The sequence below is a fragment of the Streptomyces sp. NRRL B-3229 genome (genome assembly GCF_000719505.1).
Classification (GTDB): Bacteria; Actinomycetota; Actinomycetes; order Streptomycetales; family Streptomycetaceae; genus Streptomyces; species Streptomyces griseorubiginosus.
Genome location: NZ_JOGP01000001.1, coordinates 72,991 through 90,076, shown reverse-complemented (window position 1 = coordinate 90,076; position 17,086 = coordinate 72,991). Strand labels below are relative to the sequence as shown.

Genomic DNA, 17,086 nt, shown 5'->3' with positions numbered 1-17,086 from the left:
CCCGGTGGACCCCCTCGACATACGCGATCTGACCGTCCGCTTCGCCGGGCTCACCGCCCTCGACGCCGTCTCCTTCACCGTCCGCCCCGGTACCGTCCACGCTCTCATCGGCCCCAACGGGGCGGGAAAATCAACCTGCTTCAACGTCCTGTCCGGCGTCTACCGCGCCACTTCCGGCAGCGTCCGCTTCGGCGCGCACGAGCTCACCGGAATGCCCGCGCACCGCATCGCCGCGCTCGGGGTCGCCCGCATCTTCCAGAACCTCGCCCTGCCGCCCCATGCCTCGGTCGAGGACTGTCTGCTGCTGGGCCGCCACCGGCTCACCCGAACCGGTTTCCTGGCCGCGGGACTTCGGCTGCCGTCGGCGGCCAGGGAAGAGCGCCGGCACCGCCAACGCGTCCGGGAGATCGCCGAGTTCGTCGGCATCGCGGACTGTCTGGAGCGCCCGGCGGGCTCGCTCCCGTACGGACAGCAGAAGCTCGCCGAACTCGCTCGCGCGCTCTGCATGGAACCCCGTCTGCTGCTCCTCGACGAACCGGTCGCGGGCATGACCGCCGACGAACGGCGCCGGACGGCCGCGGTGATCGCGGGAGTCCGGGACGGCCTCGGTATCTCGATCGTGCTGGTGGAACACGACATGGGGGTGGTGATGCGGCTCGCGGACGCGGTGACCGTACTGGACTTCGGGCGCCGGATCGCCGACGGCGCCCCCGCCGACGTACAGAACGACCCGGCCGTCGTACAGGCCTACTTGGGGGCGGCGTCATGAGCACCTTCGCCGAGCTCCTGCTGAACGGCGTCTCGTTGGGGTCGGTGTACGCGCTGATCGCGCTCGGCTTCGTGGTGATCTTCCGGGCCACCGAGGTCGTCAACTTCGCCCACGCGTCCCTGCTGCTGGCGGGCGGATACGTCACCGCGACCCTCCACGACGACCTCGGCTTCTGGCCCGCCCTGCTCGTGGGGATCGTGGGTGCCGCGCTGGTGGGGGCCGCCGTGGAGTTCCTGGTGATGCGGCGGTACCGGGGGAGCGACCACAGCGTGCTGGCGATCGTCACCATCGGCGTCGACATCCTGCTCACGACCGAACTGACCCGCCGTATCGGCACCGACGTGCTGACGCTCGGTGACCCGTGGGGCGACGCCGTCCTGAGAATCGGGCCGGTCTCCCTGGCGCACACCCGGATCGCCGCCTTCGTGGCCGCCGCGCTGCTCATCACGGCCTTCCTGCTGGCCTTCCGGTACACCTCGTGGGGCGTGGCGATGCGGGCGGCGGCGGAGAGCGCTGAGACGGCCGCGCTGATGGGCGTGCGGCTCGGGCGGGTGTCGCTCGGGGCGTGGGCGGTGGCGGGCGGACTCGCCGCCGTGGCCGCCCTGTTCCTCACCGTCTTCCCGACGCCGGGCCTGGAGCGGGCGACCTCGCTGGCCGCACTCAAGGCGTTCCCGGCCGCCATCCTCGGCGGGCTGGACTCCACGACGGGCGCGCTGGTGGGCGGGCTGCTGGTCGGGGTCACGGAGTCCCTCGCCACCGGCTACCAGAGCCATCTCACCTTCCTGGGACGGGGGTTGGGGGACCTGGCCCCCTACCTGGTGATGGTCGCGATCCTGCTCGTACGCCCCTCGGGGCTGTTCGGCACCAAGGAGCTCGCCCGTGTCTGAGGCCCTGGTGAGACCGCTCAGGCTCCTGAGCGCACGGACGTACCTCTGGACCGCGGTGGCCGTTCTGCTCCTCGCCCTGCCCTTCTACCTGGACCGGTTCTGGCTCCAGGCGGGCCTGTTCGCGATGGCCGCGGCGATCGGGGCGATCGGCATCAACCTCCTCACCGGCGCGACCGGCCAGCTCTCCATGGGCCACGCCTTCTTCCTCGCCGTCGGGGCCTACGGCTACTGCGTGTTCGCGGCCGACGGCGGTGACGGACTGGCCGGGCTCGGCCTGCCGACCTGGCTCGCGGCCGTGCTCGCGGTCCTCGTCACCGGGGTCGCCGGCGGGCTTTTCAGCCCCATCTCGGGGCGGCTCAGCGGCGCCTACCTCGGCATCGCCACGCTCGCGCTCGTCTTCATCGGCCAGCACGTGATGTTCAACGCGCACGATCTGACCGGCGGCGCCAACGGCCGGGACGTACCGCCGCTGAGCCTGTTCGGCCTGACCTTCGACGACAGCGAACTCCTCGTCGCCGCCGTGCCGTTCGGCTCGGCGGAGAAGCTCTGGTACGCGGGTCTTGCCCTGCTGACGGCCGGCGCGCTGTTCGCCAGGGGTGTCCTGCGCGGCCGCCCGGGCCGGGCGATGAACGCGATCCGGGACCACCGCGTAGCCGCCGGCGTGCTCGGTGTGCCGGTCGCCCGGCACCGGGCCGCGGTCTTCGTGCTGTCCTCGATGTACGCGGGCCTGGCGGGCGTCCTGCTCGCGCTGGTCTTCCAGCGGACGGTGCCCGACTACTTCGGCATCACGCTCTCGCTCGAATACCTCGCGATGATCGTCATCGGCGGCCTCGGCTCGGTCTCCGGAGCGGTGGCCGGGGCCGTCTTCGTCTCGGTGCTCCCGCAGCTGCTGACCCGCTGGAGCGACGCGCTGCCGCTCGTCTCCGCACCCGGCACGGGCGGGATCGCACCGGGCGAGGCCTCCCGGTACCTCTACGGCGCCGCCGTCGTGCTGGTGGTGCTCTTCCTGCCCGGCGGCCTGGTCGGCACGGCCGCCCGGCGCCGCACCGGAAACGACACGGGAACCCACACGGAGGAACGATGAGCACGACGACGTACGTGACCAGGACCGCGGCCGGTGCCCTCGCCGCCCTGCTGCTGGTGGCCGGGTGCAGCTCCAAGGCCAAGGACTCCGACGGGGACGGCGACAAGGCGGGTGCGGGCGGGGTGAAGACCGGGGAGGGCGTCTCCGGGAAGACGATCACCCTCGGCGCGCTCACCGACATGACCGGCGTCTACGCGACCCTGGGCAAGAGCGTCACCCAGGCCCAGCAGCTGTACGTGAAGCAGCTCAACGCCGCCGGGGGCGTCTGCGGCTACCAGGTGGCCCTGTCGGTCCGCGACCACGGCTACGACCCGCAGAAGGCCGTCTCCGGCTACACCGAGCTGGAGCCGAAGGTGCTGGGCTTCACCCAGTTCATCGGCTCGCCCTTCGTCGCGGCGGTCAAGCAGCGGATCGACGGCCAGGACAAGGCGCTGGTGCTGCCGCAGGCCTGGTCCTCCGCACTGCTGGGCAGCCCCTACATCCGGGTCATCGGGTCGACCTACGACGTCGAGACGATCAACGCCGTCGACTTCTTGATCAAGGAGAAGGGGATCAGGAAGGGCGACAGGATCGGCCACGTCTACTTCGAGGGCGACTACGGCGAGAGTGCGCTGGCCGGTTCGAAGCACATCGCGAAGGAGGCCGGGCTGACCGTCGTCGAGCAGAAGATCAAGCCGACCGACAACGACATGACGGCCCAGGTCACCGCGCTCAAGCAGGCCGGGGTCAAGGCGGTCGTGATCAGTGCGGGGCCGCGGCAGGCGGCCTCGCTGGTGGGAGTGGCGGCGGCGAGCGGCTTCGACGTGCCGGTGATCGGCAACAACTCGGCGTTCGCGCCGCAGTTGCTCGCGACCCAGGCGGGTCCGGCCCTGATGAAGAACTACTACGTGGCCTCGCCCTCGCTCCCCATCGGCGCGGACACCCCGCAGGCGAGGAAGCTGGTCGCCGACTACCGCTCCGCCTACCCGGACGACGCCCTGGACAACGGCATCGTCGCCGGCTGGACGGCGGCGTCCGCCTTCGGCGAGGCCCTGAAGAAGGCATGCACCAGCAAGGACCTCACCCGGGAGGGCGTCGACAAGGCCCTGCTGTCGATCAACTCCTACGACATCGGCTTCGGCGTCACCCAGGACTTCACCGACCCGGCCTCCCCGTCCTCCCGGGAGAGCGTGATCCTCCAGCCGGACAAGGACGCGACGGGCGGCATGAAGGTCGTACGGGAGGCGGGGGCCTCGCAGGCGGCGCAGGCGTACACACCGAGGGCCTGAGAACGGCTGAGGGGCTCGGACCGGAATCGGTTCGAGCCCCTCACGCACGCACTGTCATCGCTACGGCAGCTGCGCTGCCCGAGCCTCGCGCCTGTTGTCGCGGAAGTTGTTCACCCGGCGGGCCGTGGCGAACAGGGGGATCACCGCGCCCATGACCAGCTGGAGCGCGCACCCCGTCTGGAGCAGCAGCTGGCCGCCCGGAGCGCCGAACGCCCAGGCCGCGAGGAGGCCCATGCCCAGGACGATCCAGGAGAGCATCCCGACCGCGAGGCGCCCCCGCGGCTTCGGGTACTCGACCCGGCTCACCATCAGCCACGCCGTCCCCAGGATCGCCAGGAGCGTCGCCACGAACGGCAGCTCCAGCAGGACGATCGACACCACGGTCAGCGCGCCGAACGGCGACGGCATGCCCTGGAAGGTGCCGTCCTTCACCGTCACACAGGAGAACCGCGCGAGTCTCAGCACCACCGCTAGCAGCACCACCACGGCCCCGACCGCGGCCACCTTCTGCGAAGCGTCGTCCGCCACCATGCCGTAGACGAGGACGAAGTACGCCGGCGCGAGGCCGAAGCTGATCAGGTCGGAGAGGTTGTCCAGCTCCGCGCCCATCGGCGAGGACCGCAGCTTGCGCGCCACCAGGCCGTCGAACAGGTCGAAGACCGCCGCGCACAGCATCAGGATGACCGCGGTGGCCGCGCTGTTGCGCGCCATGCCGGATTCCTGGCTGTCGGTGAGGTGCGGGATCAGGATGCCGGTGGTGGTGAAGTACACCGCCATGAAGCCGCACGTGGCGTTGCCGAGGGTGAGGGTGTCCGCTATCGAGAGGCGGAGAGAAAGAGGCATCTCCTCGTCGTCGTCGACGTCGTCGGCCTCGGGCACCCAGCCTGCCTGGGTCTCGGGATCAATCACGGTCAATGCGAGTCACCCCAGCCACCGTCTTCTGTCCGACCTCGACCGCGACCTCCACGCCCTCGGGCAGGTAGATGTCGACACGCGAGCCGAAGCGGATCAGCCCGATGCGGTCACCCTGCTCGACCTTCGTCCCCTGCGGGATGTACGGCACGATGCGGCGGGCCACCGCGCCGGCGATCTGGATCATCTCGATGTCACCGAGTTCGGTGTCGAAGTGCCAGACGACGCGCTCGTTGTTCTCGCTCTCCTTGTTGAACGCCGGAACGAACCCGCCGGGGATGTGCTCGACCGACGTCACCGTGCCGGAGAGCGGCGCGCGGTTGACGTGGACGTTGAGCGGGCTCATGAAGATCGCGACGCGGGTGCGACCGTCCTTCCACGGCATGATGCTCTGCACCACGCCGTCGGCCGGGGAGATGACCCGGCCCGGGGCGATCTCGCGCTCGGGGTCGCGGAAGAACCACAGCATGCCCGCCGCGAGCGCGGTGGTGGGCACGGCGACGGCCTTCGCGACGCCGGAGCGGCGTGCGCGCAGCAGGCTGACGGCTGCGGTGGCGACGGTCGGAAGAAGCCACGGCGATGCTCCGCGGGCCAGGCGTACGCCTGCCAGGCTGTCGCGAGGTGCAGAGGTTTGGCTGTGGGGCATGGATGACCTTCGTAGCGGATGATGCCGCGCACTAGACGGGGGACGGCGGCTTTCCGGGATCGTACCGGGCGCGGGCCACAACTGGGCAAGCCAGGAAGCCGAGTCGGCGGCCGAAGCCCATCGACGGGGTGTGATCTTCTTCTCCAAGAAAACACCCCGTATCCGGACATCTAACCCTGGAACCGATACTCTTCGAGCAGCCTGCGACCGATGATCATTTTCTGGATTTCGGCGGTACCTTCACCGATCAGCAGCATCGGGGCCTCACGGTAGAGACGCTCGATCTCGTACTCCTTGGAGAAGCCGTAGCCGCCGTGGATCCGGAAGGCGTCTTCCACGACCTCCTTGCAGTACTCGGAGGCGAGGTACTTCGCCATCCCTGCCTCAAGGTCGTTTCGCTCCCCGGAGTCCTTTTTGCGTGCCGCGTTGACCATCATCGCATGCGCGGCCTCGACCTTGGTAGCCATCTCGGCCAGCTTGAACTGAATCGCCTGGTGCTGGGCGATCGGCTTGCCGAAAGTGTGACGCTGCTGGGCGTACTGGACGCCCAGTTCGAAGGCACGCTGAGCGACACCGCAACCACGCGCCGCCACATTCACGCGGCCCACTTCCACGCCGTCCATCATTTGGTAAAAACCTCGGCCGGTGGTCCCGCCGAGCACCCGATCGGCCGGAAGCCGCAGGCCATCCATGATCAGCTCGGTGGTGTCGACGCCCTTGTAGCCCATCTTGTCGATCTTCCCGGGGATGGTGAGGCCCGGACGGACCTCTCCGAAGCCGGGCTCCTTCTCGATCAGGAAGGTGGTCATCGACTTGTGGGGCGCGGTGCCCTCAGGGTGTCCTTCATCACTTCGGACGAGAACGGCGACCAGACTTGACGTTCCACCGTTCGTCAGCCACATCTTCTGGCCGTTGAGGACGTATTCGTCACCGTCCTTGACCGCCTTGGAGGTGATGGCGGACACGTCCGAGCCGAGACCCGGCTCCGACATCGAGAAGGCGCCCCGGATGTCGCCGGCCGCCATCCGCGGCAGGAAGTGGTCCTTCTGCTCCTGCGTACCGTGCTGCTTGAGCATGTACGCCACGATGAAATGGGTGTTGATGATGCCGGACACCGACATCCATCCACGGGCGATCTCCTCGACGCACAGCGCGTACGTCAGGAGGGACTCGCCCAGGCCGCCGTACTCCTCGGGGATCATCAGGCCGAACAGGCCCAACTCCTTGAGCCCGTCGACGATCTGCTGCGGGTACTCGTCGCGGTGCTCCAGCTCGGTCGCGACCGGGATGATCTCCTTGTCCACGAAGTCGCGGACCGTGGACAGGATCTCCTGCTGGATGTCGGTCAGACCGGCGGTCTGGGCGAGGCGTGCCATCGGGCTCAGCCCTCCTGAAGTTCCGGGCGGCCGGGCTGCTCGCCGCCGCGCTCCTTGATGTAGGTCTCGGTGGGCACCATGACCTTGCGGCGGAACACGCAGACCAGCGTGCCGTCCTGCTTGTAGCCCTTGGTCTCGACGTAGACGATCCCGCGGTCGTTCTTCGACTTGGAGGGCCACTTGTCGAGCACGGTCGTCTGACCGTAGATCGTGTCGCCGTGGAAGGTCGGCGCCACGTGCTTCAGCGACTCGATCTCCAGGTTGGCGATGGCCTTCCCGGAGACGTCCGGCACCGACATGCCGAGCAGCAGGGAGTAGATGTAGTTGCCGACCACCACGTTCTTGCCGAAGTCGGTCGTCTTCTCGGCGTAGTTGACGTCCATGTGGAGCGGGTGGTGGTTCATGGTGAGGAGACAGAAGAGATGGTCGTCGTACTCCGTGACCGTCTTCCCTGGCCAGTGCTTGTAGACCGCCCCGACCTCGAACTCCTCGTAAGTGCGTCCGAACTGCATGGCGCTCAGCCCTCCGGGATCTCGAACTTGGAGGTGCGCTGCATGCCGGCCGCGCGACCCTTGCCGGAGATGACCAGCGCCATCTTGCGGCTGGCCTCGTCGATCATCTCGTCGCCGAGCATCGCCGAGCCCTTCTTGCCGCCCGCCTCGGACGTGTAGTAGTCGTACGCGTCCAGGATCAGCTCGGCGTGGTCGTAGTCCTCCTGAGAGGGCGAGAAGATCTCGTTGGACGCCTCGACCTGGCCCGGGTGCAGCACCCACTTGCCGTCGAAGCCGAGCGCAGCGGCGCGCTGGGCGACCTCGCGGTAGCCGTCGATGTTGCGGATCTGGAGGTACGGGCCGTCGATCGCCTGGAGGTTGTTGGCTCGGGCGGCCATCAGGATCTTCATCAGGATGTAGTGGTAGGCGTCCGCCGGGTAGCCGGGCGGCTGCTCACCGACCACCAGCGACTTCATGTTGATCGACGCCATGAAGTCGGCCGGGCCGAAGATGATCGTCTCGACGCGCTGGGAAGCCGTCGCGATCTCGTTGACGTTGTTGAGGCCCTGGGCGTTCTCGATCTGCGCCTCGATGCCGATCTTGCCGACCTCGAAGCCCATGGTCTTCTCGATCTGCGTCAGCAGGAGGTCGAGCGCGACGATCTGCTCCGCAGTCTGCACCTTCGGCAGCATGATGCAGTCGAGGTTCTGGCCGGCCCCCTCGACGACCGTGACGACATCGCGGTACGTCCACTCGGTCGTCCAGTCGTTGACGCGCACGACCCTCGTCTTGCCGGTCCAGTCACCCTCGTTGAGGAACTTGACGATGGTGTGCCGCGCCTCGGGCTTGGCGAGCGGGGCGCACGCGTCCTCCAGGTCGAGGAAGACCTGGTCCGCCGGGAGGCCCTGCGCCTTCTCCAGGAAGCGGGGGTTGCTTCCCGGTACCGCGAGACACGAGCGGCGGGGACGCAGACGGTTGACGGTCATGCGGGGACCTCCAGGGGGTCGAGCTTGTTCGCGTTGCGGATCTCGTCGACGATCCGGCCGATGATTCCGGTGATGTCGAAGTCCTTCGGGGTGAAGACCGCGGCCACTCCGGCTGCCCGCAGCTGTTCGGCGTCACCATTCGGGATGATGCCACCGGCGATCACCGGTATATCTGTGGCACCGGCCACACGGAGCCGCTCCAGGACGTCCGGCACCAGCTGGGCGTGCGAGCCGGACAGGATCGACAGGCCGACCGCGTGCACGTCCTCCGCGAGGGCCGCGTCCACGATCTGCTCCGGGGTGAGCCGGATGCCCTGGTAGACCACCTCGAAGCCGGCGTCACGCGCGCGGACCGCGATCTGCTCGGCCCCGTTGGAGTGCCCGTCCAGGCCCGGCTTGCCGACCAGGAAGCGCAGCTTGCCGACGCCGAGGTCCTTCGCCGTGACGTCGACCTTGCGGCGGACGTCGGCCATGGCCGAGCCCTCCTCCGCAGGGACCGCCACCGGCGCCGAGGAGACGCCCGTGGGCGCCCGGAACTCGCCGAACACCTCCCGCAGGGCACCGGCCCACTCCCCGGTCGTCGCGCCCGCGCGGGCGCACTCCAGGGTGGCCTCCATGAGGTTGCCGGTGCCGCGCGCGGCCTCCTTCAGCTTGTCCAGCGCCTTGCAGGGGCGCGGGTGGTTGAAGGGCGGCTGGTAGCGGGTGTCACGCCAGTTCTGGAGCGACGAGATGACCCGGGCCTCGACAGCCGGATCGACCGTCTGGATGGCTTGGTCGAGATCGGCCGTCAGGGGATTGGGCTCGGTCGTGTTGAAGATGTTGACGCCCACGATCTTCTCTTGACCGGACTCGATACGAGCGCGCCGCTCGGCGTGCGAGGAGACCAGCTGCGACTTCAGGTAGCCCGACTCGACGGCGGCCATCGCGCCGCCCATCTCCTGGATCCGCTCGATCTCCGCGAGCGACTCCTCGACGAGCCTGCTCACCTTCGCCTCGACGACGTGCGAGCCCTCGAAGATGTCCTCGTACTCCAGCAGGTCGCTCTCGTACGCCAGCACCTGCTGCATCCGCAGCGACCACTGCTGGTCCCAGGGCCGGGGCAGCCCCAGGGCCTCGTTCCAGGCCGGCAACTGCACGGCACGCGCGCGTGCGTCCTTCGAGAGGGTCACGGCCAGCATCTCGAGGACGATCCGCTGGACGTTGTTCTCCGGCTGCGCCTCGGTCAGCCCGAGGGAGTTGACCTGGACGCCGTACCGGAAGCGGCGGTGCTTGGGGTTCTCGATGCCGTAGCGCTCGCGCGTGACCTTGTCCCAGATGCGGCCGAAGGCGCGCATCTTGCACATCTCCTCGATGAAGCGGACGCCCGCGTTCACGAAGAAGGAGATCCGGCCGACCACGTCGCCCATGCGCTCCTGCGGCACCTGACCGGAGTCCCGGACGGCGTCCAGGACCGCGATCGCCGTGGACATCGCGTACGCGATCTCCTGGACCGGCGTGGCGCCCGCCTCCTGGAGGTGGTAGCTACAGATGTTGATCGGGTTCCACTTCGGCATGTGGGAGACCGTGTACGCGATCATGTCCGTCGTCAGGCGCAGGCTCGGCCCCGGCGGGAAGACGTGCGTCCCCCGGGACAGGTACTCCTTGACGATGTCGTTCTGGGTCGTGCCCTGGAGCTTGGTGATGTCCGCACCCTGCTCCTCGGCGACGACCTGGTAGAGCGCCAGCAGCCACATGGCGGTGGCGTTGATCGTCATCGAGGTGTTCATCTGCTCCAGGGGGATGTCCTGGAACAGCCGGCGCATGTCACCGAGGTGCGCGATCGGCACGCCGACCCGGCCCACCTCGCCGCGGGCGAGGATGTGGTCGGAGTCGTAGCCGGTCTGCGTCGGCAGGTCGAAGGCCACGGAAAGGCCCGTCTGCCCCTTGGCGAGGTTGCGCCGGTACAGCTCGTTGGACGCCTCGGCCGTGGAGTGCCCGGCGTACGTGCGCATGAGCCACGGCCGGTCCTTCTCCCGCGCGCCTTCGGCGGGCTGACGCTCAGTCATCTATGACCCCGGGTGTCTCAGACGTTGCGGAAGCGGTTGATGGCGTCGATGTGCGTGGCGCGCATCTCCTCGTCGCGCACGCCGAGACCTTCCTCGGGGGCCAGGCAGAGCACGCCGACCTTGCCCTGGTGGAGGTTGCGGTGCACGTCGTAGGCCGCCTGGCCGGTCTCCTCCAGGGAGTAGACCTTCGACAGGGTGGGGTGGATCTTGCCCTTCGCGATGAGCCGGTTGGCCTCCCAGGCCTCGCGGTAGTTGGCGAAGTGCGAGCCGATGATCCGCTTCAGGGACATCCACAGGTAGCGGTTGTCGTACTCGTGCATGTAGCCCGAGGTCGAGGCGCAGGTGGTGATGGTGCCGCCCTTGCGGGTGACGAACACGGAGGCGCCGAAGGTCTCGCGGCCCGGGTGCTCGAAGACGATGTCGATGTCCTCGCCGCCGGTGAGCTCGCGGATGCGCTTGCCGAAGCGCTTCCACTCCTTGGGGTCCTGGGTCCGCTCGTCCTTCCAGAACTTGTAGCCCTCGGCGTTGCGGTCGATGATCGCCTCGGCGCCCATCGAGCGGCAGATGTCCGCCTTCTGGTCGCTGGAGACGACACAGATCGGGTTGGCGCCGCCGGCGAGGGCGAACTGCGTGGCGTACGAGCCGAGTCCACCGCTCGCGCCCCAGATCAGGACGTTGTCGCCCTGCTTCATGCCGGCGCCGTTGCGGGAGACGAGCTGCCGGTACGCGGTCGAGTTCACGAGCCCCGGGGCGGCGGCCTCCTCCCAGCTGAGGTGGTCCGGCTTCGGCATCAGCTGGTTCGACTTGACCAGTGCGATCTCCGCGAGGCCGCCGAAGTTGGTCTCGAAGCCCCAGATGCGCTGCTCGGGGTCGAGCATCGTGTCGTTGTGGCCGTCGCTCGACTCCATCTCGACCGACAGACAGTGCGCGACGACCTCGTCACCGGGCTTCCAGGCGTTGACGCCGGGGCCGGTGCGCAGCACGACGCCCGCGAGGTCGGAGCCGATGATGTGGTACGGCAGGTCGTGGCGCTTGGCCAGGTCGTTGGTACGGCCGTAGCGCTCGAGGAAACCGAAGGTCGACAGCGGCTCGAAGATCGAGGTCCACACCGAGTTGTAGTTGACACTCGATGCCATCACGGCGACCAGGGCCTCGCCCGGGCCGAGTTCGGGCACGGGAACGTCGTCGAGGTGGATCGACTTGCGCGGGTCCTTGTCGCGGGTCTCCAGGCCCGCGAACATCTCCGTCTCGTCCTTGTGCACGGTGATCGCGCGGTACGACTCGGGGAGCGGCAGAGCGGCGAAGTCGGCCGGAGTCGAGTCCGGCGACTGGATCGCGTCCAGGATGTCCTTCACGGTCACGGTGTTGCCTCCGGCGAATGGCGTCTTGAGGGGAGACGCTGAGGGTTACGTCGGTGCCGTCGGTTCGGCGGTCTTGCTGTGCGGCAGCGCTTTGTGGCGCGGGAGGTTGCCTGTGACGCAGGCGTCCGGGCGGGCAGCTCGATGAGTTGCTGGGACAGCCGACGTGCGAAAGGTCTCTGCACGCCGGCCGCCCGGACACCCTCAACGTAAGACACCGCGTGCCACCATGCAAGGCACTGAGTGCCAGAGATTGCTCTCAGATGAAATCTTTACGTAACAAATGAGCGATGATCGATCGAACGGCGGCTGAAAGCTGCCTGAAATGGGTCCCTGACATGCCAAAACGGCCACCCCGAAGGGTGGCCGTCATCACAGCGGGGAAGCGCCGCTCAGCGCTCCTTGAGCGCCTGCTCGATGGCCCGCATCACCTCGTCGAGCGGCGCGTCGGTGTGCGCGACGGTCACCAGCACCTCGCCCTGGGACGTCACCGAGGCGGGAGCCGACCGCGGTGCGGTGGTGGTGTCCCGGCCCGCTCCGATGCCCGTCCCGAAGGTCTTGCGCACGATGGCGAAGGCGTGGTCCAGCTGCGCCTCCACGTCGCCCTGTCCGCCCGCCCGCAGCCATCTGCGCAGCACGTGGTTGTGGGCGGTGACCACGGCGGACGCGGCGACCTCGGCCAGCAGCGGATCGTCGTTGGCGTCGTCGTCGTGCGCGTGCTCGTCGAAGTGCCCGAGCAGATACCGCGTGAACAACCGCTCGTAGCGGGCCACCGAAGCGATCTCCGCCTCCCGCAGCGTCGGCACCTCGCGCGTGAGCTTGTAGCGGGCGACCGAGATCTCCGGCCGGCCCGCGTACATCTTCATGACTTCCTTGATGCCACGGCACACCGTGTCCAGCGGATGCTCGTGCGCCGGGGCCGCGTTGAGCACCGCCTCGGCGCGGATCAGGGTGTCGTCGTGGTCGGGGAAGATCGCCTCTTCCTTGGAGCGGAAGTGGCGGAAGAAGGTGCGACGGGCGACCCCGGCCGCGGCCGCGATCTCGTCGACGGTGGTCGCCTCGTACCCCTTGGTGGAGAACAGCTCCATCGCGGCGGCCGCCAGTTCGCGGCGCATCTTGAGCCGCTGGGCGGCCGCGCGGCTGCCGGCGGCACTCTCCGGCGCGTCGGGTGTGGCTGGCGTACGGGACGACTTGGCGGGCTGGGGCATGCCCCGAACGTACTGCATGTGTGCAGGTTGGTGCGCGTGTCCGGGGTTTGTCCCGCCCCGGGCCGGCGCAGAGCCGCCCGCCCAGGGCGGCGGGGGCGGGCCGCCCGGGCCGAGCAGCCCGCCCCAGTCCTCGCCGCCGAACCAGTCGCCGGCGTGCTCAGCGGCGGGCATATTCGCGGAAGCCACGGCCGGTCTTGCGGCCGAGGCAGCCCGCGGCCACCAAGTGCTCCAGGAGCGGGGCCGGGGCCAGGCCCGGGTCGCGGAACTCCCGGTGCAGGACCTTCTCGATCGCGAGCGAGACGTCGAGCCCGACGACGTCGAGGAGCTCGAAGGGCCCCATCGGGTAGCCGCCGCCGAGCTTCATCGCCGCGTCGATGTCGTCGAGCGACGCGTAGTGCTCCTGGACCATCTTGATCGCGTTGTTGAGGTACGGGAAAAGCAGGGCGTTGACGATGAAGCCGGCCCGGTCCCCGCAGTCCACCGCGTGCTTCTTGATCCGGACGCAGACCTCGCGGACCGTCGCGTGGACGTCCTCGGCCGTGAGCACCGTACGGACGACCTCGACCAGCTTCATCGCGGGCGCCGGGTTGAAGAAGTGCATGCCGATCACGTCCTGCGGGCGCGAGGTGGCGCGGGCGCAGGCGACGACGGGCAGCGAGGAGGTCGTGGTCGCAAGGATCGCGCCCGGCTTGCAGACCTTGTCCAGCGCGGCGAACAGCTGCTGCTTGATCTCCAGGTCCTCGGCGACGGCCTCGACCGCCAGGTCGACGTCCGCGAAGGACTCGTAGGAACCCGCCGGGGTGATCAGGTCCAGGGTCCGCGCGGCGGCCTCGGCGGTCATCCGGCCCTTGTCGACAGAGCGCGAAAGCGACTTGCCGATACGGGCCTTCGCCGTCTGCGCCTTCTCCTCGCTGCGGGCGGCGAGCACGACCTCGTAGCCCGCCTTGGCGAACACCTCGGCGATGCCGGACGCCATGGTCCCGGAACCGGCGACCCCGACCGAGCGGACCTCGCGGCCCGCGACCTGCTCCGAGCTCTCCAGCGGCGTCAGCGCGTCCCGCACGACCGTCGCGCTGCCCGGGGCCTCGTACGTGTAGAAGCCGCGTCCCGACTTACGGCCCGTCAGTCCCGCCTCGCTGAGCTGCTTGAGGATGGGGGCGGGAGCGTGCAGCCGGTCGTGGGACTCGGCGTACATGGCCTCCAGGACCGTGCGGGCGGTGTCGACGCCGATCAGGTCGAGCAGGGCGAGGGGGCCCATCGGCAGACCGCAGCCGAGTCGCATCGCCGCGTCGATGTCCTCGCGGGAGGCGTACTTCGCCTCGTACATCGCGGCCGCCTGGTTGAGGTAGCCGAACAGCAGCCCGTCGGCGACGAACCCGGGCCGGTCGCCGACCGCGACGGGCTCCTTGCCGAGGTCGAGGGCGAGGTCGGTGACCGCGGTGACCGCGGCCGGCGCGGTGAGCACCGAGGAGACGACCTCGACCAGCTTCATCGCGGGCGCCGGGTTGAAGAAGTGCAGGCCCAGCACCCGCTCCGGGCGGGCCGAGTCGGCGGCCAGGCGGGTCACGGACAGCGCGTTGGTGCCGGTCGCGAGGATCGCGTCGGGGCGCACGATCCCGTCGAGCTCGCGGAAGATCTGGTGCTTGATCTCGTACGACTCCGGAGCCACCTCGATGACGAGGTCGGCGTCGGCCGCCGCACGCAGATCGGTGGAGGTGCGGACGCGGGCGAGGACGTCGGCGCGCTCCTGCTCGGTGAGCCGGCCGCGCTCCACGGCACGGGCGGTCGCGGTCTCCAGGGCGGCGACCGCCTTGGCGGTCTGCGCCTCGCTGATGTCGATGCCGACGACCTCGCGGCCCGCCTTGGCGAGGACCTCGGCGATACCGGTGCCCATGGTGCCGAGGCCGACGACGGCGATCGTCCTGAGCGGGGACAGGGAGGGGTCGGACAGGGGAGTGGCCATCGCGGAACTCCAGGAATGAGGGTGACGACTGGGAGCGCGACCCGGTACGCCGAGGGGCGTACCGGGTGCGTGAGGCGTTGCGGAATGCGGGTGTTGCCGGGCTGCGAGCGCACACGCCCGGGCCGTCGTCGCGGGCGCTGCACACGCCCGGAGAACGGGAGAAGCCGACCGGCCCTGTCCCAGACCGGGTCGTACTGGTGGTACCCGAGGTACCGAACCGACTGCTCTCACGGTGGCTGCGTCACCAGGCCACCGCAAGGAGTTCCGCGAGTGGGTAACTCGCTCGTCTGAGCTTAACCGGTGGGTAACGAGCGCGCCAGCCCCCGGATTTGTGATGTACGTCCCGTGCCCCGGGCCGTCCCCCTAACCTCGGGTTCATGGACGAAGAGTTGCGATCGCTCACGGAGCGTTTACGGCGGGAGGCGGGAGCGTCGGCCGCCCTGGACCGGCTGGCGGCGACCGGGGACCTCGACGAACTGGCCGAGGTGCTCACCGCGCCCGGGCAGCCGTTGTGGGCCAGGGAACTGGCCGCGTTCCGGCTCGGACTCGCCGGGGACCGCCGGGCCTTCGAGGCGCTCGTCCTGCTGCTCAACCACCGTGATCCGCCGCGCTGTGCCACTGCCGCGTACGCGCTCGCCCGACTGGGAGACCCGCGCACCGCCCGCGCGGCCGCCGCCCTCGCCACCAACGAACTCCGGGTCGCCTACGCCCTGCACCCCGTGCGCCTCCTTGCGCAACTGCGCGCCCCCGAGTCGGTGCCCGCGCTGATCACCACGCTGGAACGGCGACTGAATCCGCACGACCCCTATCGCCGGGTCGCCCTGGCCTGTGTGGAGGGGCTCGGCACCCTGGCCGACGCGCGGGCCAGACCCGTACTGAACGAGGCCCTCGCGCACCCGGTGCTGGCGGAGGCGGCGGTGCGGGCGCTGGCGCGGATTCCCCGGCAGCGGTGAGCCGTCGAGAGTTCCAGGGCAGCGGCGAGGCGTCGAGGATCCCAGGGCAGCGGTGAGGCGTTGCGGATTGCGACCTAGCGGAGAGCCGTCGCGGATTCCGACCCGCCGGTGAGCCGTCAGGGGGTGAGGGGCCGGACGTACCGCACCTCCGGCACCGGGACGCCGTCTGCCTCGAAGGGCTCCTCGGTGCCGTCGGCCTCGAAGCCCGCCCGCTCGTAGAAGCGGCGGGCTCGGGTGTTGTCCCTCAGGACCCACAGGTACATGCGGTCGTGTCCGAGAGCCGTGCGGTTCCACAGGGCTTCCCGGAGCAGGGCCTGTCCGATGCCGGTGCCGTACCGCCGCGGGTCCACGTAGACGGCGTACAACTCGGCGTCGGCGGTGCGGACCTCGCCGTCGCGGTACGGGCCGTGACAGGCCCAGCCCACGACGTCGCCGTCCCACTCGGCCACGAGGTTCACGATGTCCGGGTCCCCCTGCGCGAAGCGGGCCCGGTGCCGTTCTGCGTCCCCCGCAGGGCTCATCGCGTCGAGGTACGACTGGGGGACCAGGCCGCGGTAGGCGCTACGCCAGCCGCGGACGCGGATCTCGCCCACGCGGTCGCAGTCGTCGAGGGCCATGGGGCGGACGAGGAAGCGGTCATCGTCGATCATGACGGCACCCTAGACACGCCGACCCGCTCCGGGCTCCGCATTATTCGGCGAGCACCGCGAACGCCTCGACCTCCATGAGGAACTCCGGCCGCACCAGCCCCGCCACCTGCACGGCGGAGGCCGCCGGCAGCCGGTCGTCGGGTATGTGCTCGGCGCGGGCCGCGCGCAGAGCCGGCATGTCTTCCAGGTCCGTGACGAAATACGTGAGCTTGACGACGTCGTCGAAGCTCGCGCCCGCGGCGGCCAGACAGCGGCGGAGGTTCTCGAAGACCTGGCGGGCCTGGGCCTCGGCGTCGCCCTCGCCGACCAGCTCGCCGTTCTCGTCCAGGGCCACCTGGCCGGAGATGGCGACGAAACGGCCGCGGCCCAGCACCACATGGGAGTACTGGGCCGCGGGGGCGACCCCGTCGGGGGCGGGAATCCTGGTCAGCTCGGTCATGGGGCCATGGTGGACCACGCCACTGACAACGCCGTCCCTGACGGAGTCTCG

Annotated in this window: 16 protein-coding genes; 5 read left to right on the top strand and 11 right to left on the bottom strand. The window is 69.5% G+C overall.

From position 1 onward, the window contains the following. The first annotated feature begins 4 nt into the window (after positions 1 to 4). From IF54_RS0100430 to IF54_RS0100415, 4 genes are read left to right on the top strand one after another with little or no spacing between them, the layout of a single operon-like run. Complete coding sequence (locus tag IF54_RS0100430; RefSeq protein WP_030313210.1) at positions 5 to 769, top strand: ABC transporter ATP-binding protein; 765 nt, start codon at positions 5 to 7, stop codon at positions 767 to 769. Further along, entirely contained in the window at positions 766 to 1,656 is an 891-nt protein-coding gene (locus IF54_RS0100425; RefSeq protein WP_030313208.1) for a branched-chain amino acid ABC transporter permease, read from the top strand. The genes IF54_RS0100430 and IF54_RS0100425 overlap by 4 nt, the downstream gene beginning before the upstream one ends. Further along, positions 1,649 to 2,740 carry a branched-chain amino acid ABC transporter permease gene (locus tag IF54_RS0100420; RefSeq protein WP_037819011.1) on the top strand — a complete coding sequence of 364 codons (1,092 nt, stop codon included), beginning with the start codon at positions 1,649 to 1,651 and terminating at the stop codon, positions 2,738 to 2,740. Before IF54_RS0100425 ends, IF54_RS0100420 begins: the two co-directional genes overlap by 8 nt. Then, entirely contained in the window at positions 2,737 to 4,008 is a 1,272-nt protein-coding gene (locus IF54_RS0100415; RefSeq protein WP_030313204.1) for an ABC transporter substrate-binding protein, read from the top strand. Before IF54_RS0100420 ends, IF54_RS0100415 begins: the two co-directional genes overlap by 4 nt. A 60-nt stretch (positions 4,009 to 4,068) precedes the next feature. Here IF54_RS0100415 and pssA read toward each other — a convergent pair whose 3' ends face one another. The 9 genes from pssA to IF54_RS0100370 all read right to left on the bottom strand — a co-directional run bounded on the left by pssA (position 4,069) and on the right by IF54_RS0100370 (position 14,993). Beyond that, positions 4,069 to 4,887, bottom strand: a complete 819-nt coding sequence (gene pssA / locus IF54_RS0100410) for a CDP-diacylglycerol--serine O-phosphatidyltransferase (protein ID WP_030313199.1) — start codon at positions 4,885 to 4,887, stop codon at positions 4,069 to 4,071. A gap of 22 nt (positions 4,888 to 4,909) precedes the next feature. After that, positions 4,910 to 5,566, bottom strand: coding sequence for a phosphatidylserine decarboxylase (locus tag IF54_RS0100405; protein ID WP_020133354.1), 657 nt, complete (start codon positions 5,564 to 5,566; stop codon positions 4,910 to 4,912). Positions 5,567 to 5,736: 170 nt separating this feature from the next. Continuing rightward, entirely contained in the window at positions 5,737 to 6,942 is a 1,206-nt protein-coding gene (locus IF54_RS0100400; protein ID WP_020133353.1) for an acyl-CoA dehydrogenase family protein, read from the bottom strand. A 5-nt stretch (positions 6,943 to 6,947) separates the two neighbouring features. After that, complete coding sequence (locus IF54_RS0100395; protein ID WP_007385824.1) at positions 6,948 to 7,454, bottom strand: MaoC family dehydratase; 507 nt, start codon at positions 7,452 to 7,454, stop codon at positions 6,948 to 6,950. A gap of 5 nt (positions 7,455 to 7,459) precedes the next feature. Then, positions 7,460 to 8,419: an HpcH/HpaI aldolase/citrate lyase family protein gene (locus tag IF54_RS0100390; protein ID WP_020119114.1), complete on the bottom strand. Its 960-nt coding sequence runs from the start codon at positions 8,417 to 8,419 to the stop codon at positions 7,460 to 7,462. After that, entirely contained in the window at positions 8,416 to 10,464 is a 2,049-nt protein-coding gene (locus IF54_RS0100385) for a protein meaA (RefSeq protein WP_030313190.1), read from the bottom strand. Before IF54_RS0100385 ends, IF54_RS0100390 begins: the two co-directional genes overlap by 4 nt. 17 nt (positions 10,465 to 10,481) lie before the next feature. Then, entirely contained in the window at positions 10,482 to 11,819 is a 1,338-nt protein-coding gene (gene ccrA, locus IF54_RS0100380; RefSeq protein ID WP_030313188.1) for a crotonyl-CoA carboxylase/reductase, read from the bottom strand. A gap of 395 nt (positions 11,820 to 12,214) precedes the next feature. Beyond that, entirely contained in the window at positions 12,215 to 13,030 is an 816-nt protein-coding gene (locus tag IF54_RS0100375; RefSeq protein WP_037819097.1) for a TetR family transcriptional regulator, read from the bottom strand. A gap of 157 nt (positions 13,031 to 13,187) precedes the next feature. Continuing rightward, positions 13,188 to 14,993: a 3-hydroxyacyl-CoA dehydrogenase family protein gene (locus tag IF54_RS0100370; protein WP_030313183.1), complete on the bottom strand. Its 1,806-nt coding sequence runs from the start codon at positions 14,991 to 14,993 to the stop codon at positions 13,188 to 13,190. A gap of 377 nt (positions 14,994 to 15,370) precedes the next feature. Between IF54_RS0100370 and IF54_RS0100365 the strand changes: the two genes are divergently transcribed. Next, positions 15,371 to 15,946: an adenylosuccinate lyase gene (locus tag IF54_RS0100365; protein ID WP_030313181.1), complete on the top strand. Its 576-nt coding sequence runs from the start codon at positions 15,371 to 15,373 to the stop codon at positions 15,944 to 15,946. Between the two features lie 116 nt (positions 15,947 to 16,062). On the opposite strand, the gene IF54_RS0100360 is transcribed toward IF54_RS0100365, so the two are convergent. Beyond that, on the bottom strand, positions 16,063 to 16,596 hold the full coding sequence (locus IF54_RS0100360) for a GNAT family N-acetyltransferase (protein ID WP_030313179.1): 534 nt from the start codon (positions 16,594 to 16,596) through the stop codon (positions 16,063 to 16,065). A gap of 40 nt (positions 16,597 to 16,636) precedes the next feature. After that, positions 16,637 to 17,035 carry a RidA family protein gene (locus IF54_RS0100355; protein ID WP_030313177.1) on the bottom strand — a complete coding sequence of 133 codons (399 nt, stop codon included), beginning with the start codon at positions 17,033 to 17,035 and terminating at the stop codon, positions 16,637 to 16,639. Positions 17,036 to 17,086: the final 51 nt, after the last annotated feature.

Bases quoted from the DNA above. Each gene is read 5' to 3' on its own strand.
- IF54_RS0100390 (WP_020119114.1), bottom strand. From the start codon at position 8,419: ATGACCGTCAACCGTCTGCGTCCCCGCCGCTCGTGTCTCGCGGTACCG.
- IF54_RS0100400 (WP_020133353.1), bottom strand. From the start codon at position 6,942: ATGGCACGCCTCGCCCAGACCGCCGGTCTGACCGACATCCAGCAGGAG.
- IF54_RS0100370 (WP_030313183.1), bottom strand. From the start codon at position 14,993: ATGGCCACTCCCCTGTCCGACCCCTCCCTGTCCCCGCTCAGGACGATC.
- IF54_RS0100425 (WP_030313208.1), top strand. From the start codon at position 766: ATGAGCACCTTCGCCGAGCTCCTGCTGAACGGCGTCTCGTTGGGGTCG.
- IF54_RS0100375 (WP_037819097.1), bottom strand. From the start codon at position 13,030: ATGCCCCAGCCCGCCAAGTCGTCCCGTACGCCAGCCACACCCGACGCG.
- IF54_RS0100355 (WP_030313177.1), bottom strand. From the start codon at position 17,035: ATGACCGAGCTGACCAGGATTCCCGCCCCCGACGGGGTCGCCCCCGCG.
- IF54_RS0100415 (WP_030313204.1), top strand. From the start codon at position 2,737: ATGAGCACGACGACGTACGTGACCAGGACCGCGGCCGGTGCCCTCGCC.
- IF54_RS0100385 (WP_030313190.1), bottom strand. From the start codon at position 10,464: ATGACTGAGCGTCAGCCCGCCGAAGGCGCGCGGGAGAAGGACCGGCCG.
- IF54_RS0100405 (WP_020133354.1), bottom strand. From the start codon at position 5,566: ATGCCCCACAGCCAAACCTCTGCACCTCGCGACAGCCTGGCAGGCGTA.
- IF54_RS0100395 (WP_007385824.1), bottom strand. From the start codon at position 7,454: ATGCAGTTCGGACGCACTTACGAGGAGTTCGAGGTCGGGGCGGTCTAC.
- IF54_RS0100360 (WP_030313179.1), bottom strand. From the start codon at position 16,596: ATGATCGACGATGACCGCTTCCTCGTCCGCCCCATGGCCCTCGACGAC.
- IF54_RS0100365 (WP_030313181.1), top strand. From the start codon at position 15,371: ATGGACGAAGAGTTGCGATCGCTCACGGAGCGTTTACGGCGGGAGGCG.